Origin of the sequence: Massilia sp. YIM B02443, assembly GCF_030411955.1 — a bacterium.
Lineage (GTDB): Bacteria > Pseudomonadota > Gammaproteobacteria > Burkholderiales > Burkholderiaceae_D > Telluria.
The window spans coordinates 84,243-98,738 of the sequence record NZ_JASNRA010000013.1 but is presented as its reverse complement, the minus strand read 5'-3'; the positions used below and the strand labels follow the sequence as shown (position 1 = coordinate 98,738).

The 14,496-nt window shown below is 67.7% G+C and carries 13 protein-coding genes; 12 read left to right on the top strand and 1 reads right to left on the bottom strand.

Features of this window, described 5'->3' with window-relative positions; genetic code table 11:
• Positions 1-57 precede the first annotated feature (57 nt).
• A complete protein-coding gene (locus QPK27_RS14765) occupies positions 58-2,343 on the bottom strand; it encodes a TonB-dependent receptor (RefSeq protein ID WP_290419013.1) in 2,286 nt (761 codons plus the stop codon).
• A gap of 293 nt (positions 2,344-2,636) precedes the next feature.
• Between QPK27_RS14765 and QPK27_RS14760 the strand changes: the two genes are divergently transcribed.
• The 12 genes from QPK27_RS14760 to QPK27_RS14705 all read left to right on the top strand — a co-directional run bounded on the left by QPK27_RS14760 (position 2,637) and on the right by QPK27_RS14705 (position 14,479).
• Entirely contained in the window at positions 2,637-3,617 is a 981-nt protein-coding gene (locus tag QPK27_RS14760) for a LysR family transcriptional regulator (RefSeq protein ID WP_290419012.1), read from the top strand.
• Positions 3,618-3,659: 42 nt separating this feature from the next.
• A complete protein-coding gene (locus tag QPK27_RS14755) occupies positions 3,660-4,574 on the top strand; it encodes a LysR family transcriptional regulator (protein ID WP_290419011.1) in 915 nt (304 codons plus the stop codon).
• Between the two features lie 313 nt (positions 4,575-4,887).
• A complete protein-coding gene (locus QPK27_RS14750; protein ID WP_290419010.1) occupies positions 4,888-6,333 on the top strand; it encodes an SLC13 family permease in 1,446 nt (481 codons plus the stop codon).
• Positions 6,334-6,372: 39 nt separating this feature from the next.
• On the top strand, positions 6,373-8,049 hold the full coding sequence (gene mdcA / locus QPK27_RS14745) for a malonate decarboxylase subunit alpha (protein WP_290419009.1): 1,677 nt from the start codon (positions 6,373-6,375) through the stop codon (positions 8,047-8,049).
• 33 nt (positions 8,050-8,082) lie between these two features.
• Positions 8,083-8,418, top strand: coding sequence for a malonate decarboxylase acyl carrier protein (mdcC, locus tag QPK27_RS14740; RefSeq protein WP_290419008.1), 336 nt, complete (start codon positions 8,083-8,085; stop codon positions 8,416-8,418).
• Entirely contained in the window at positions 8,415-9,338 is a 924-nt protein-coding gene (locus tag QPK27_RS14735) for a biotin-independent malonate decarboxylase subunit beta (protein ID WP_290419007.1), read from the top strand. The genes mdcC and QPK27_RS14735 overlap by 4 nt, the downstream gene beginning before the upstream one ends.
• Positions 9,338-10,054, top strand: a complete 717-nt coding sequence (gene mdcE / locus QPK27_RS14730; protein ID WP_290419084.1) for a biotin-independent malonate decarboxylase subunit gamma — start codon at positions 9,338-9,340, stop codon at positions 10,052-10,054. Before QPK27_RS14735 ends, mdcE begins: the two co-directional genes overlap by 1 nt.
• Positions 10,038-10,718 carry a malonate decarboxylase holo-[acyl-carrier-protein] synthase gene (mdcG, locus tag QPK27_RS14725; protein ID WP_290419006.1) on the top strand — a complete coding sequence of 227 codons (681 nt, stop codon included), beginning with the start codon at positions 10,038-10,040 and terminating at the stop codon, positions 10,716-10,718. The genes mdcE and mdcG overlap by 17 nt, the downstream gene beginning before the upstream one ends.
• Positions 10,719-10,729: 11 nt before the next feature.
• Positions 10,730-11,617: a triphosphoribosyl-dephospho-CoA synthase MdcB gene (gene mdcB / locus QPK27_RS14720; protein WP_290419005.1), complete on the top strand. Its 888-nt coding sequence runs from the start codon at positions 10,730-10,732 to the stop codon at positions 11,615-11,617.
• Position 11,618: 1 nt separating this feature from the next.
• Positions 11,619-12,536, top strand: coding sequence for an ACP S-malonyltransferase (locus tag QPK27_RS14715; protein ID WP_290419004.1), 918 nt, complete (start codon positions 11,619-11,621; stop codon positions 12,534-12,536).
• Positions 12,537-12,666: 130 nt separating this feature from the next.
• Entirely contained in the window at positions 12,667-12,807 is a 141-nt protein-coding gene (locus QPK27_RS14710) for a hypothetical protein (protein ID WP_290419003.1), read from the top strand.
• A gap of 442 nt (positions 12,808-13,249) precedes the next feature.
• Complete coding sequence (locus QPK27_RS14705; protein WP_290419002.1) at positions 13,250-14,479, top strand: acetamidase/formamidase family protein; 1,230 nt, start codon at positions 13,250-13,252, stop codon at positions 14,477-14,479.
• Positions 14,480-14,496 lie beyond the last annotated feature (17 nt).

Here is a 14,496-nt window from a genome sequence, read left to right as displayed (position 1 = left end):
TGAGCCAACACATCGAACTGGATGTGTTGGCTGCTCATCGCGTTCACAGGCACTGCGTTAGAACCTCAGCTCGAGCGTGGCCGAGATCGTGCGCGGGTTGCCGTAGAAGGCGGTCAGGGTGCCTTCGTTGCCGAGGGTCGGGAACAGGTAGCCGGCGGTCTTGTAATGCTCGTCGTTCAGGTTCTTGCCGTGCAGGCCGGCGCGCACCTTGCCGTCGGCGCGGGTCCAGACGATGCTGGCGTCCCAGATCTTGTAAGATTCCTGGTCCAGCACCGACGGCGTCTCGAACTGGTAGGTGGCGCCCTTGTACGAGACGCTGCCGATCAGCGACACGCGCCCGGCGCGGCCCATGATCGGCAGCGGGATGTCGTAGTTGGCGCGCAGGTTGGCCGAGTTGCGCGGGGTGTTCTGGAACACCCGCGCGTCGGCCACGTTGACGCCGGCCACGATGTATTCCTTGTAGTCGGCGTCGATGTAGCTGTACATGCCGGCCACCATGAAATTCGGCGTGAAGTTGGCGATGGCTTCCAGCTCGGCGCCCTTGATCTTGGCCTTGCCGGCGTTGGTGGTGACGCCGGCGAAGCTGTCGTCGCGCCCGTCGCCATCCGAGTCGATCGCCACCGAGCCCGGAATCTGCACATCCTGGTAGTCGCTGTAGAACAGGGCGGCGTTGGTGGTGATGCGCCCGCCGTTGAAGGCGGACTTCAGACCCAGTTCCCAGGTCTCGATGGTTTCCGGTGCATAGCCGGCGCGCGCGGTGGCCAGCGGAATCCGGGTGCCGATCACGTTCAGGCGCGGATCGAACCCGCCGCCCTTGAAGCCTTCGGAATACGAGGCGTACAGGTTGTGGTCGTTGTGCAGCTTCCAGTTGACCGCCACGCGCGGGGTGAACTTTTTGTCCTCGCGCTCCAGCAGGCCGTTGCGCAAATCGGTGTCGGTGCGGAACAGGATCGCGCCCGGGTTGCCCATCTCGGGCGAGCCGCCCAGGCCGAAGTAGATCTGGCGCAGCACGTCGGCTTCGCGCTTGTCGACCGTGTAGCGCCCGCCCAGCGACAGGTTGAGGGTGTCGGTCAGGGCGTAGCTGCCGTCGAAGTAGGCGGCCCAGGCCTTGGTATCGATGTCTCCCATCGTGTAGGTGGACGTGGGTACGGCGCCGGCCAGGATGGTGTCGAACTTGTTGAAGGCGTTGGCGTCCATGTAGTACAGGCCGGCCACGCCCTGCAGCCGCGCGCCGGTATAGGTGACCTGCAGCTCCTGGCTGAACTGGCGGTTGGTGTACAGCGCCGGCACTTCCATGTCGACCACTGGCAGGGCGTCGAAGTCGATCGGCGCCCACGATTTGTCGCGGCGGGCGGCGGTGATCGACTTGACGCTCCAGACGTCGTCGATCCGGTACTCGATGGTGGCCGAGCCGCCGTAGGAACGCACTTCCTGGTCGCGGCCCAGCGCCCTGGTCAGGTTGCCCTGGGTGTCGAACACGTCGTCCAGCAGCGGCCAGTTGCCCGAGCGGCCGGGAATCAGGCGATGGCCGTTCTTGGGGTTCGAGTCGTCTTGCGTGAAGTCGCCGGCCAGGCGAATGAACAGGTCGGACGTTGGCGCGATCTCGGTCGACAGGCGCGCCGCGGTGACGTCCTTGTCGTAGTTGCCCTTGCCGGTGAACAGATTGTCGCCGAAGCCGTCGCGCTTGAAGCGCGCCACCGTGCCGCCGATGCGCACGGTCTCGGACAGCGGCGTGCTGGCCGTGATCACGGCTTCCTTCTGGCCGTATTCGCCGACCGTGGCGCGTACGCGCAGGTCTTGCTGGGGCCCGAGCTTGCGCGTGACGTACTTGACCGCGCCGCCGATGGTGTTGCGTCCGTACAGCGTGCCCTGCGGTCCGCGCAGCACCTCGATGCGTTCGACGTCGTAGATGTCGGCCACCGCCGCCTGCGGCCGGGCCAGGTAGATGTCGTCGATATAGATGCCGACGCCGGACTCGAAGCCGGCCAGCGGATCGGCCTGGCCGACGCCGCGGATGAAGGCGGTGAGGGTCGAGTTGGTGGCGCGCGACGCCTTGAGGGTGGTGTTGGGCAGGGCCAGCGCCAATGCGGTGACGTCCGGCACTGCCTGCTTGGACAACTGGTCGGCGCTGAAGGCGGTGACCGACACCGGCACGTCCTGCAGCGTTTCCTCGCGGCGGCGCGCGGTGACCACCACCTTGGACACGCTTTCCTCGCCCGCGGCCGGGGCGCCGGCAGCATCCTGGGCGTGCGCGGCGCCGATCCCCAGTGTCCCACCGGACAGCGCCAGCAGCGCGGCCGCCGACCCGTTCAGCAATTTGGCTTTCTTGTTGGTTCTACGCATTCTTGTCTCCATATTTGTCGGTATCGGCATGCGTGGTGGCGTTCTGTGACGCGCATGCCGAGCAGTGTGCATCGGTCGGGTTTGGTTGAACAGTCAACATTTGCCCACCCCGTTGTGCGTGAATGCACAGGCCGATGCACCGACTGCGTGCGCGCCGCGAACCAGGTTTTGACAGTAGGAACATGCCGCACTGCACAAATTCTGAGCGCGGGCAATCACCATGGGCAAACTGCTTGCAGGAGGAATGTGCACCGGTGCACAATGAATTACCTTGATCTGGGACAAGCGCTCTCATGAATACGCTGCCTGAGTGGACCGACCTGCGATTCTTCCTCGAGCTGGCGCGTGCCGGCACGCTCTCCGGCGCCTCGCGCCGCTTGGACGTCGAGCACACCACGGTGGCGCGCCGCATCGACCGTCTCGAGCACCAGCTTGGCGCGACGCTGTTCGACCGTTCGCGCGAGGGCTACGAGCTGACCGAGGTCGGCCAGGCGCTGCTGCCGCACGCCGAGGCGATGGAGGGCGCGGCGCTGGCCGCGGCCGAACAGATCGGCGGCGCCGAGGTGGCCGCGCACGGCGTGGTGCGCCTCGGCGTGCCCGAGGTGTATGGCGTAAAAGTTGTGGCGCCGCTGCTGGCGCGCCTGCTGGAGCAGCACCCCGACCTGCAGATCGACCTGCTGGCGCTGCCGCGCTTCGCCAACCTGGCCAACCGCGAGGCCGACCTGGGCGTGATGCTCGATCCGCCGTCCACCGGGCGCTACGTCGTCACGCGCCTGGCCACCTTCCGCTTCTACCTCTACGCGGCGCCGTCCTACCTGGCGCGCCACCCGCCGATCCGCACCCAGGCCGACCTGGCGCGCCACGACTTCGTCGACTACGTGCAGGACCGGCTGGCCAGCCGCGAGCTGTCCTACCTGAACGAGCTGGGTTTCACGCCACGGCGGCGCATGTGCTGCTCGGGCATGACCGCGCAACTGGAGGCGGCCGCGCTCGGCATGGGCCTGATGATGGCGCCGCCGTATGCGGTGCCGGGCGACGGCCGCCTGGTGCCGGTGCTGCCCGACTTCTTCGCCGAGCGATCGTTCTGGCTGGCCGCGCCGACCGACCTGTACCGGCTGCGCCGGGTGCGTGTGGTGTGGGACATGCTGCGTGAATACGCCGACAGCCGGCCCGGGCTGTTCGTGCACGGCGCGGCGCCGGTGATGGGGACCGGGCAGAGGGAGGGCGGGGCGCCGAAGAACGCGCTGCGGCGCGTCGCATTGCCCAAGCGCTGAACACGCGTTATCCTCGCGTTTTACCCGTGTCAGAAGGCCCCCATGCGCAGCCAGATCAGCGACGACATCACCTTCCGCAAGCTCGAAATCCTGCTTGCCTACATGGAAGGCGGCAACCTGAACGCCGCCGCGCGCATGCTCGACATCAGCGCCGTGAGCGTGCACCGGGCGCTGCATTCGCTGGAAGAGGGGATGCGTTGTCAGCTGTTCAGCCTGCAGGGCCGCAACCTGATCCCGAACGAGGCGGCGCAGGTGCTGGCCGACGTCAGCCGCGAGGTGGTCCGGCTGATGGCCGACGGCATCGCCGCCACCCGCTCGGCGGCCGGCTACTCGGCCGACCACCTCAAGATCGGCTCGCTGTATTCGCTGACCACCGGCGTCATCCCCGAGATCATCATCGGCATCAAGCTGCGCAAGCAGGAACTCGAGACCGAGCTGCTGCTCGGCTCGAACGCCGACCTGCTTCATAAACTCAAGGGCAACGTGATCGACGCCGCCCTGATGGCGCTGCCGGATCCCGATCCCGACATCGAGTCGATTCCCCTGTTCGAGGACGAGGTGTTCTTCGCCGCGCCCGCCAATTCGCCGTATGCGCACATGCCCGACGTCGACCTGCGCGAGTGCGCCAACGAAAAATTCGTGTGCCTCAAGGACGGCTTCGTGACCTTTACCGGCTTCCAGGAAGCGTTTCGGATCGCCGGCTTCACGCCCAGCATCGTCACCCGCGTGGGCGACATCTTCTCGCTGATGAACCTGGTGGGGGCGGGGATCGGCTACACCCTGCTGCCGGGACGGGTGCGCCATGCGTTCGGCGACAAGGTGCAGCTGATCCCGTTGAAGGGCGAGTACCCGATCCGCCAGACCATCGGCCTGAACTTCCTGCGCGTGCGCGAGCGCGACCCGAACCTGCTGGCGCTGGCGGCGGTGTGCCGCATGCTCAAGCACCAGCCGGCCTGATCGGGACCGCTTGCGGGCCCGTTCTCATCGCGCTTGCCGAGCCGGAAGCGCGCTGCGCTACCCACACGACATACCGTTACTGCCGATAGTTCCGCTGACAGTAAACGTCAGCGCAAGAACGTAATTGATCTCGGCAGGATTCACGGCTACCTTAACGTCACAAAATAGCATAACAAAAGAGCATGCCCGGGCCTGCCAGCGGCTGGCCGCAACGGCGGCGGTGCACGGCGCTGGCATGCATTTGGAGACGTATCACCAGCGGTGTCGGCCAGCCCACAGAGGCAATGGCGCCGCGCGTTGAAGGAGTTCCGCCGTGTCTTCTCATGTGATTTCGATTTGCGTGCTGGCGCTGATGTTCGTGGTGGCCACCGCCCTGCCCATCAATATGGGCGTAATTGCCTTCGTCGGCGCCTTCCTGGTCGGCACCCTGGTTGCCGCGATGCCGGCCAAGGCCATCATGGCCGGCTTCCCGGCCGAGCTGTTCCTGACCCTGGTCGGCATTACCTTCCTGTTCGCCCAGGCCCAGAACAACGGCACCATCGACTGGCTGGTGCGCCTCGCCGTGCGCGCGGTGGGCGGGCGCATCGCCGCCATTCCCTGGGTGATGTTCTTCATCACCGCGCTGCTGACCTCGGTCGGCGCGGTCAGCCCTGCGGCGGTGGCGATCATCGCCCCGATCGCGCTCGGCTTCGCCGCCAAGTACAACATCAATCCCTTGATGATGGGCCTGATGGTGATCCACGGCGCCCAGGGCGGTGGCTTCTCGCCGATCAGCATCTACGGCGGCATCACCAACAAGGTGGTGCAGGAAGCCGGCCTGCCGATCTCCGAACTGACCACCGCCTTCACCAGCCTGGGCGTGAACTTCGCCGTCTCGCTGCTGCTGTTCTTCGTGTTCGGCGGCGCCAAATTGATGCGCCAGCAGGTGCCGAAGTCGAAGAGCGCGGGCGGCATGCCGATCTCGCCGTTCGGCCCGCCGGTGGCGGTGGCGGCGCAGGGACCGCAGATCTATGGCGACGCCGAGAACGAATCGGGCAGCGAAGAGCGCCTGACCGCGCAGCGCTCGAGCGCGGCGGTGGGCGCGATCGGCGGCAGTGCCGGCGTCGGCGGGGCCGGGGCCGGGGCGGGCGTGGGCGCTGCCGGCGCCCGCGACGAGGTGCACGAAGGCCCGACCCTGCACCAGGTCGTCACCGTGGCCGGCCTGATCACGCTGGCCGTGCTGACCCTGATGTACAAGCTCGACCTGGGCTTCGTGGCGATCTCGATCGGCTTCATCATTTCGCTGCTGCAGCCGCAGGTGCAGAAACGCGCCATCGGCCAGGTGTCGTGGCCCGAGATCATGCTGATCGTCGGCGTCAGCACCTATGTCGGCGTGATGCAGAAGATGGGCACCATCACCTGGGTCGGCGACAGCGTCGCCAGCATGACCTCGCCGCTGATCGTCGCCTTATTGCTGCTGTTCGTCGGCGCCGTGGTGTCGGCCTTTGCTTCGTCCACCGCGGTGCTCGGTTCGCTGATCCCGCTGGCGGTGCCGTTCCTGTCGGCCGGCACCGGCGTCGATCCGATCGGTTTCATCGCGGCGATGGCGGTGGCCTCGACCATCGTCGACGTCAGCCCGTTCTCGACCAACGGCGCCCTGGTGCTGGCCAGCGCCCAGCACGTCGATCGCGACGTGTTCCTGCGCCAGTTGATGATTTATGGCGGCATCGTCACCCTGGTTGCGCCGGTGGTGGTGTGGCTGCTGTTCGTGGTGCTCTGACGCGCAACGCGTCGGGCGCCGGATTTTTTAAGGGATACCATGAATGCAGTAGCTGCTACCGAAGGTCGCTGGGGTACCCAGCAAAGCAACCGCAGCGCCCGCCTGGCCCGCGCCGGGCAGGCGCTGGGCAGCGCGCTGGACGGCAAGGTGGTCGAGGCCGGACGCATCGTCGACCTGCTGCACGCGGTGCTCGAGCCGGGCGACCGCGTGTGCCTGGAAGGGAACAACCAGAAGCAGGCCGACTTCCTCGGCAAGGCGCTCACGCGGCTCGACCCGCAGCGCGTCAACAACCTGCACATGTTGCTGTCGGTACTGTCGCTGCCCGAGCACCTCGACGTGTTCGACAAGGGTATCGCCGGTCGCCTCGACTTTTCATTCTCAGGGCCGCAGGCGGGGCGCCTGGCCAAGCTGGCCCAGACGGGCAAGCTGAACATTGGCGCGATCCATACCTACCTGGAACTGTTCGCGCGGTATTTCATCGACCTGACCCCGCGCGTGGCGCTGGTGGCGGCCGAGATGGCCGACCGCGAGGGCAACCTGTACACCGGCCCGAATACCGAGGACACGCCGGCCATCGCCGAAGCCACGGCGTTCAAGAGCGGGATCGTGATTGCCCAGGTCAACCGGATCGTCGACAAGCTGCCGCGCGTCGACATTCCGGGCGACTGGGTCGGCTACGTCGTGCAGTCGCCCACGCCGTACTACATCGAGCCGCTGTTCACGCGCGACCCGGCCCAGATCTCCGAGATCCAGGTGTTGATGGCGATGATGGCGATCAAGGGCATCTATGCCGAATACCAGATCGAGCGCCTGAACCACGGCATCGGCTTCGATACCGCCGCCATCGAGCTGCTGCTGCCGACCTACGCGGCCGAACTCGGCCTGAAGGGCAAGATTGCCCGCCATTGGGCCTTGAATCCGCACCCGGCCCTGATCCCGGCGATCGAAGCCGGCTTCGTCGAGTCGGTGCACTCGTTCGGCTCCGAGCTGGGCATGGAAAACTACATCCGCGCCCGGCCCGACGTGTTCTTCGTCGGCCCCGACGGCTCGATGCGCAGCAACCGCGCCTTCTCGCAGGCTGCCGGCCACTATGCCTGCGACATGTTCATCGGCTCGACGCTGCAGATCGACCTGCAGGGCAATTCGTCGACCGCGACGCTGGGCCGCATCGCCGGTTTCGGCGGCGCGCCGAACATGGGGGCGGACGCGCGCGGCCGCCGCCATCCGAGCGCGGCCTGGCTGAAAGCCGGGCAGCAGGCCAGGGAAGGCCGCAATACCATCCCGCGCGGCCAGAAGCTGGTGGTGCAGATGGTCGAGACCTTCCGCGAGCACATGGCGCCGGCCTTCGTCGAACGGCTCGACGCCTGGCAACTGGCCGAGCAGGCCGGCATGGCGATTCCGCCAGTGATGATCTACGGCGACGACGTCACCCACATCCTGACCGAAGAGGGCATTGCCAACCTGCTGCTGTGCCGCAGCGATGAAGAGCGCGAGCAGGCGATCCGCGGCGTGGCCGGCTACACCCCGGTGGGGATGGGGCGCGACAAGCGCATGGTGGAAAACCTGCGCGACCGCGGCATCATCCGCCGCCCGGAAGACCTCGGCATCGACAAGCGCATGGCGACCCGCGACCTGCTGGCCGCCAAGAACATGAAGGGCCTGGTACGCGCCTCCGGCGGCCTGTACGACCCGCCGAAGCGCTTCAGGAACTGGTAAGCGGAATAAGTAGACAAGCGCAAAAGGATTCACATGGAAACGCTGCAATTCAGATTCGGGCAGGGCAGTCGCCCACTGGCGGGCGACGCCCAGCTGGTGGGCGTGGTCGGCTCGGGCAACCTCGAAGTACTGATCGAAGCCGTGCCCCTGGACGGGGCCTGCGAGATCGACGTCCACACCGCCGCGGTCGGCTTCGGCGCCACCTGGGCGGCGGTGATGGACGATTTCCACGCACGCTGGAGCCTGGCGGACGCCCGCATCAGCATCAACGACAACGGCGCCACGCCGGCGGTGGTCAGCCTGCGCCTGGACCAGGCGGTCGAGTCGCTGATCTCCCCCGCGGCGCCATCGACCGGAGGCACGCCATGAGCAGTTACCTGGAACTGACCGCGCGCCAGCGCATCCCGGCCATCTTCGACGCCGGCAGCTTCGAAGAATTCCTGCCGCCCTCGGCGCGCGTGGCCAGCCCGCACCTGGCCCAGCTCGATTCGCCGGTGTCGTTCGACGACGGCGTGGTGGTCGGACGCGGCAAACTCGGCGGGCACACGGTGTTCGGCGCGGCGCAGGAAGGCGCCTTCATGGGCGGCGCGGTGGGCGAAGTCCACGGCGCCAAGCTGGCCGGCATGCTGCGCCGCGCGATCGACGAACGGGCGCATGCGGTGCTGCTGTTGCTGGAGTCGGGCGGCGTGCGCCTGCACGAAGCCAACGCCGGCCTGATCGCGGTGTCGGAAGTGATGCGCGCCATGCTCGACGTGCGCGCCGCAGGCATCCCCGTGGTGGCGGTGGTGGGCGGGGCCAACGGCTGCTTCGGCGGCATGGGCATCGCGGCGCGCTGCGCCAACACGGTGATCATGTCCGAGGAAGGGCGCCTGGCCATGTCCGGCCCCGAAGTGATCGAAACCGCCAACGGCGTCGAGGAATTCGATTCGCGCGACCGCGCCCTGGTATGGCGCACCACGGGCGGCAAGCACCGCTACCTGATGGGCGACTGCCAGGTGCTGGTGGCGGACGATACCGCGGCATTCCGCGCCGCCGCGCTGGACGCGATCGCCGCCCTGGTGCAAGGCGAAGTCGGGCTGACGCTGGAAGGCTTGCTGGCCGAGCAGGACATGCTGGCGCGCCGCCTGCAGGATGCCGAAGGGGCGAACGAACCGATGGAACTGTGGCGCCGGCTGGGCGTGCCCGATCCGGCCGGCGTGCCGATGCTCGAGGCCGACGCCTTCCTGGCGCTGGCGGCCCGGCACCGTGCCGGCCTGCAGCCGGCAGCTTCCGGCACGGGAGAACAATGATGGATTGGCAGACATTGGCAACACAGCTGTTCCCGGGTGGGCACGACATCGTCGAGCGCGACAACTTCTTGTCCGGCAGTGCGCAGGTCGAAGGACAAGCGGTGGCCATGATCGGCACCACCGGCCACGTGCCGATCGGGATCGAGATCGCGCTGGCCCAGGCCACGGCGATTTTGAGAACCGTGCAACAGCACCCGGGCCGGCCGATCCTGATCCTGGTCGACACCCAAGGCCAGCGCTTGCGCCACCGCGACGAGATGTTGGGCATCAACAGCTACATGGCGCACCTCGGCAAATGCGTCGACCTGGCGCGGCGCAAGGGCCATACCGTGATCGGCCTGGTGTACGACCAGGCGCTGTCGGGCGGCTTCATCACCAGCGGCCTGATCGCCAGCGCCTGCTATGCGCTGCCGCAGGCGACCATCCGCGTGATGGGCTTGCCGGCGATGGCGCGCATCACCAAGGTGCCCGAGGAACGCCTGACCGAGCTGGCGCGCGACAATCCGGTGTTCGCACCGGGGCCGGAAAACTACCTGCGCATGGGCGGCCTGCACGGCATCTGGGAGAAAGACCTGGCGCAGCAGCTGGCGCAGGCACTGGCCGAGTGCATCCCGGAAGACCGGCGCATGGCGCTGGGCCGTGAGCGCGGCGGACGCCTGCTGGCGCAGCCGGTCGCCGACGCGGTCAGGGCGGGCGGCGATGTTCGCGCGGCATGACCTGGTCTGGCTGACGCGCCGCGGCTGGCAGCGCGTGCGCGCCAGTGCCCCGCTGGAAGCGATTGGCGCCCTCGACGGCTGGCGCGACGGCGGCTGGCCGGCCGTGGTGCGCCGTGCCGAGGTCGACCTGGCGCCGGGCGAAGTGGCGATCGGCTTCGCGCTGCCGCCGCGCGCGGAAGATGGCGGCAAGCTGCGGGTCGGCTGCCGCGTCGAGCTGGCCGACGTCCAGCGCCGCACCCGCGCCTTGCCGCTGGTCGGCGCGCTCGACGCCGTGCCGGATGCATGGCGCGAAGGTCTGGCCGAACTCGAACGGCAGGCGGCCGACGCCGGCCTGGGCCTCGCGGTGTACGGATCGGTGGCGCTGGAAGCGCTGACCGGCCTGCATTACCTGACCCCGACTTCCGACGTCGACCTGCTGCTGCGGCCGCTGAGCCGCAAGCAGCTGATGGCCGGCCTCGAGCTGCTGGCCGCGCATGCGGCCACGCTGCCGCTCGACGGCGAAGTCGTCTTTCCGGACGGGCGCGCGGTGGCGTGGAAGGAGTTGCGCGCCGCATTCGACGGCGCGCCCGGGGCGCGCGTGCTGGCCAAGGGACTGGAGCGGGTGGCGCTGGTGCCGCCCGAAGCATTGTTGGCGACGCTGGAGGAACAACGATGGTTGAATTGACGGGACCCGGAATGGCCGCATCGAAGGACGCGGGCGCGGGCATTGCAGGCATCCGTGACGGGCAGGCCACGGCGTTCAGCCGCTCCCTGGCACGCCTGGCTGTACGCAGCCTGTACGCCGAACTGGCCCTGTACCCCAAGCCGGGCCTGGTCTCGCTGCTCGACAACGGCAGCCACGACGACATGGACGCCGCCACCTTCGTGCGCAGCATGTTCGCGCTGCGGCGCTACTTCGCGCAGATCGCACAAGCCGGCATGGTTGATGCTCCGTTCCACGAACTCAAGCAATTGGGCATCGAGGCCGAGCGCCGCATGCTGCGCGCGACCGGCGGCATCAACACCCACCGCGGCGCCATCTTCTGTCTCGGCCTGCTGTGCGCGGCGATCGGCCGTTGCCACGCGCAGGGATTGGCGCTGCGCCCTGAGACCATCCGGTCGACGCTGGTCGAACGCTGGGGCCGCGAACTCGCCGGCCACAGCTGCAATGCCGGCAGCCGCTCGCACGGCGCCCAGGCCCTGCTGCGCTACGCCGCCAGCGGCGCGCGCGAGGAGGGCGCGCGCGGCTTCCCGTCCGTGTTCGCGGTCGGCCTGCCGGCATTGCGCCGTACGCTGGCGGCGGGGCGCGGCATGCGCCTGGCGCGGGTCGATGCGCTGTTCGTGCTGATGGCCCACATCAGCGACACCAATGTGTACCACCGCGGCGGCCTCGAAGGTGCGCTGACCGTGCGGCGCCAGGCGCGCGCCTTCGTCGCCCGTGGCGGCACTGCCGCGTCCGACTGGGAAGCGCGGGCGCTGGCCAGCCATCGCGATTTCGTCGCGGCGCGCCTGTCGCCGGGCGGCGCTGCCGACCTGCTGGGCGCGGTGTGTTTGCTGCACGCCGTGTGCGGGGCCCGGCACTAGCATGGCGGGCCGGCTCGTCATCCTGTGCCCCGGCCAGGGCGCGCAACACGGCGCCATGTTCGACATGGCGCGCACCGATCCGGGCGCGTGCCGGTTGCTCGACGAATGGTTCGCCGACAGCGCGCTGGCCGCGACGCTCGACGACGCGGCGCGCTTCAGCAACCGCGTCGCGCAGCCCTCGATCGTGGCGGCGACGCTGGCGACCTGGGCCGCGCTCGGCCCCGGCATGCCGGCGCCGGCGCTGGTGGCCGGCTACAGCATCGGCGAGCTGAGCGCCTACGGGGTCGCCGGGGCGCTCGATCCCGTCGATGCGGTCAAGCTGGCGCTGCAGCGCGCCCGGCTGATGGATGCCTGCCTGGCCGAGGGCGCGCCGCAGGCGATGGTCGCCCTGTCGGGCTTGCCCAGGGTGGAGGTCGACGCGCTGCTGGCCCGCACCGGCTTCCATCCCGCGATCGTGACCGGCGACGACAGCCTGGTCGCAGGCGGCCCGTCGGCGCAGCAAGAGGCGCTGGCCCAGGCCGCGCTTGCCACAGGCGGCAAGCCCACCATCCTCCCGGTCGCCGTCGCCTCGCACACGCCGCTGATGCAGGGCGCGGTGGCGCCGTTCGCCGCGCTGTTGCGCGAGGCGCGCTGGCGCATGCCGGCCTTCCCGGTGCTGTCCGGTATCTCGGCCGAGCCGGTGCACGACGCCGCCAAAGCGATCGAGCATCTGCCGCGCCAGATTGCCGAACCGATTCTCTGGCGCGAGTGCATGGATGCACTGGCCGAAGCCGGCGCGACGGTCGCGCTCGAGCTGGGTCCGGGCGCGGCGTTGTCGCGCATGTTGCAGGCACGCCACCCGGAAATCGCCTGCCGCTCGGTGTCCGAATTCCGCTCGCTCGACGGCGTACGCTCCTGGCTTGATCGAAACATGGATTAGCATTCACAAGCGTGATGTCTGATATTGCCACTCAGAATTGGAAGTTCGCCTGAGTCGCCTATATAACGGTGGTATCGCAATCGTTATCGGGCGTTGCCGTCGACCGGCAATGCAATGAAGGAGTCACACCATGAAAAAGATCCTGAGCGCCGCAGCCCGCGCCCTGGTGGCCGCCGCCGGTGGCCGCGCCAAGAGCGTCATGCGCAAGCAAGCAGACGCCGCCAAGCCGTACAAGGAAGAATACCGCGCCAACGCGGGCGGCTGGAACTGATCCCAGCGTCCCGACGCCGGAAAACGGCGTCACCGACATGAAACCGGGTCCGCAAGCGCCCGGTTTTTTTACGCTTGTCTTTCTCCGTCATTTCCTCCGTCATCCCAGCTGGGGCAGTTCCGGGAAGCGCACACGAACTCGGCATCCCTCGATGCTGAGTGACGTCATCACCGCCGTGACGTCCTCTCCCAGGTTACGCATGCTTCCACTGCACGCTCTTGGACAAGGGCTTGCGGACAAAAATCAGGTTTGCGCCAAAAGTGAACATATTAGTGAATCATCGGTGTGCTCATGTTTTACCAAATTGCACCAATTCAATGCATCGTTGAAATCACGACCTTCGATCTGCACCGTTTTCGCTTGGCATGGTAGTTGCTGAAACAAGTTTTCCTGCCAAACGAAATAGATTGGAGTAACTATAACATTCCGTACCATCACGCTCATGATCGCATTGGCGATCGCCGGCTTCGCTTCGAACGCCGCATCGGCCCAGGCAGTGGACGCCAACATGCCGCTACAGCCGCTTGCCGACAAGCCCGGCCGCGTCGTGGTGCCCGGCACCGGTCACGCGGTGTATTACGTACCGTCGACGGTGGACACGGTGCAGTGGGGCTATCTGCCGAACGCCACCACCAAGCCGGTGCTGACGGTGCCGTCGGGCGCGACGGTCGTGTTCGACACGTTGTCGCACGAGGGGCTGGTGGAAGACCAGGGGCGCGATCCGGTCAAGTACTTCGGCAGCAAGGGCATCCCGGCGAACATGGTGCTGAAGGATGCGATCGCCATCACCGGCTCCAGCATGGCGCACGACTTCCACAAGGACGGCCCGCACATCGTCACCGGCCCGATCGGGGTCGAGGGCGCCGAGCCGGGCGACGTGCTCAAGGTCGAACTGCTGTCGGCGGTGCCGCGCGTGCCGTACGGCGTGGTATCGAACCGCCATGGCAAGGGCGCGCTGCCGGGCGAATTCCCCGAGACCCCGCTGCCGGCGGCGAACGCCTCGGCCGCCAACCCGTCCGCCTTCAACAACGTGTCGGTGTTCACCCCGATCCGGCGCGACAAGAACGGCAAATGGGAAGGCGTGATGAAGACCAGGGATGGAACCGAAGTCACGTTCCCGACCGCGCCGTTCATGGGCACCATGGGCGTGGCGGCGGCCACCACCGAGAAGGTCCACTCGGTGCCGCCGGGCCTGTATGGCGGCAATATGGACATCAACGACCTGGGCGTCGGCTCCACCGTGTACATGCCGGTGCTGGTCAAGGGCGGCAATTTCTATACGGGCGACCCGCACATGGTGCAGGGCGACGGCGAGGTGGCGCTGACCGCGCTTGAGCATTCGCTGCGCCCGACCTTCCGCATCACCCTGCTCAAGAAGGGCGACCCGGCGATCCCGTCCAGCGCGGGCAGCCTTGGCCGTCCGTTCGGCGAGACGGAGGACCACTGGGTCACGATCGACCTGAACCGCGACCTGGACGAAGCGATGAAGGACGCCGTGCGCGAGTCGATCCGCTTCCTGACCGAAGTGCTGGGCATGGACCGCGCCACCGCCTACGCCTATCTCAGCGCCGCCTCCGACTTCCAGGTGAGCCAGGTGGTGGACGGCGTCAAGGGCGTGCACGGCATGATCCGCAAGGCCGACTTCGAGAAAGTCACCAGCAAGAAGAAGTAAACGCTGCCGTCCCGGCC

What these genes read in the sequence shown, in the direction of transcription:
- QPK27_RS14765 (WP_290419013.1), bottom strand. Translation starts at nt 2,343, where the DNA reads ATGCGTAGAACCAACAAGAAAGCCAAATTGCTGAACGGGTCGGCGGCC.
- QPK27_RS14760 (WP_290419012.1), top strand. Translation starts at nt 2,637, where the DNA reads ATGAATACGCTGCCTGAGTGGACCGACCTGCGATTCTTCCTCGAGCTG.
- QPK27_RS14755 (WP_290419011.1), top strand. Translation starts at nt 3,660, where the DNA reads ATGCGCAGCCAGATCAGCGACGACATCACCTTCCGCAAGCTCGAAATC.
- mdcA (WP_290419009.1), top strand. Translation starts at nt 6,373, where the DNA reads ATGAATGCAGTAGCTGCTACCGAAGGTCGCTGGGGTACCCAGCAAAGC.
- mdcC (WP_290419008.1), top strand. Translation starts at nt 8,083, where the DNA reads ATGGAAACGCTGCAATTCAGATTCGGGCAGGGCAGTCGCCCACTGGCG.
- QPK27_RS14735 (WP_290419007.1), top strand. Translation starts at nt 8,415, where the DNA reads ATGAGCAGTTACCTGGAACTGACCGCGCGCCAGCGCATCCCGGCCATC.
- mdcE (WP_290419084.1), top strand. Translation starts at nt 9,338, where the DNA reads ATGGATTGGCAGACATTGGCAACACAGCTGTTCCCGGGTGGGCACGAC.
- mdcG (WP_290419006.1), top strand. Translation starts at nt 10,038, where the DNA reads ATGTTCGCGCGGCATGACCTGGTCTGGCTGACGCGCCGCGGCTGGCAG.
- mdcB (WP_290419005.1), top strand. Translation starts at nt 10,730, where the DNA reads ATGGCCGCATCGAAGGACGCGGGCGCGGGCATTGCAGGCATCCGTGAC.
- QPK27_RS14715 (WP_290419004.1), top strand. Translation starts at nt 11,619, where the DNA reads ATGGCGGGCCGGCTCGTCATCCTGTGCCCCGGCCAGGGCGCGCAACAC.
- QPK27_RS14710 (WP_290419003.1), top strand. Translation starts at nt 12,667, where the DNA reads ATGAAAAAGATCCTGAGCGCCGCAGCCCGCGCCCTGGTGGCCGCCGCC.
- QPK27_RS14705 (WP_290419002.1), top strand. Translation starts at nt 13,250, where the DNA reads ATGATCGCATTGGCGATCGCCGGCTTCGCTTCGAACGCCGCATCGGCC.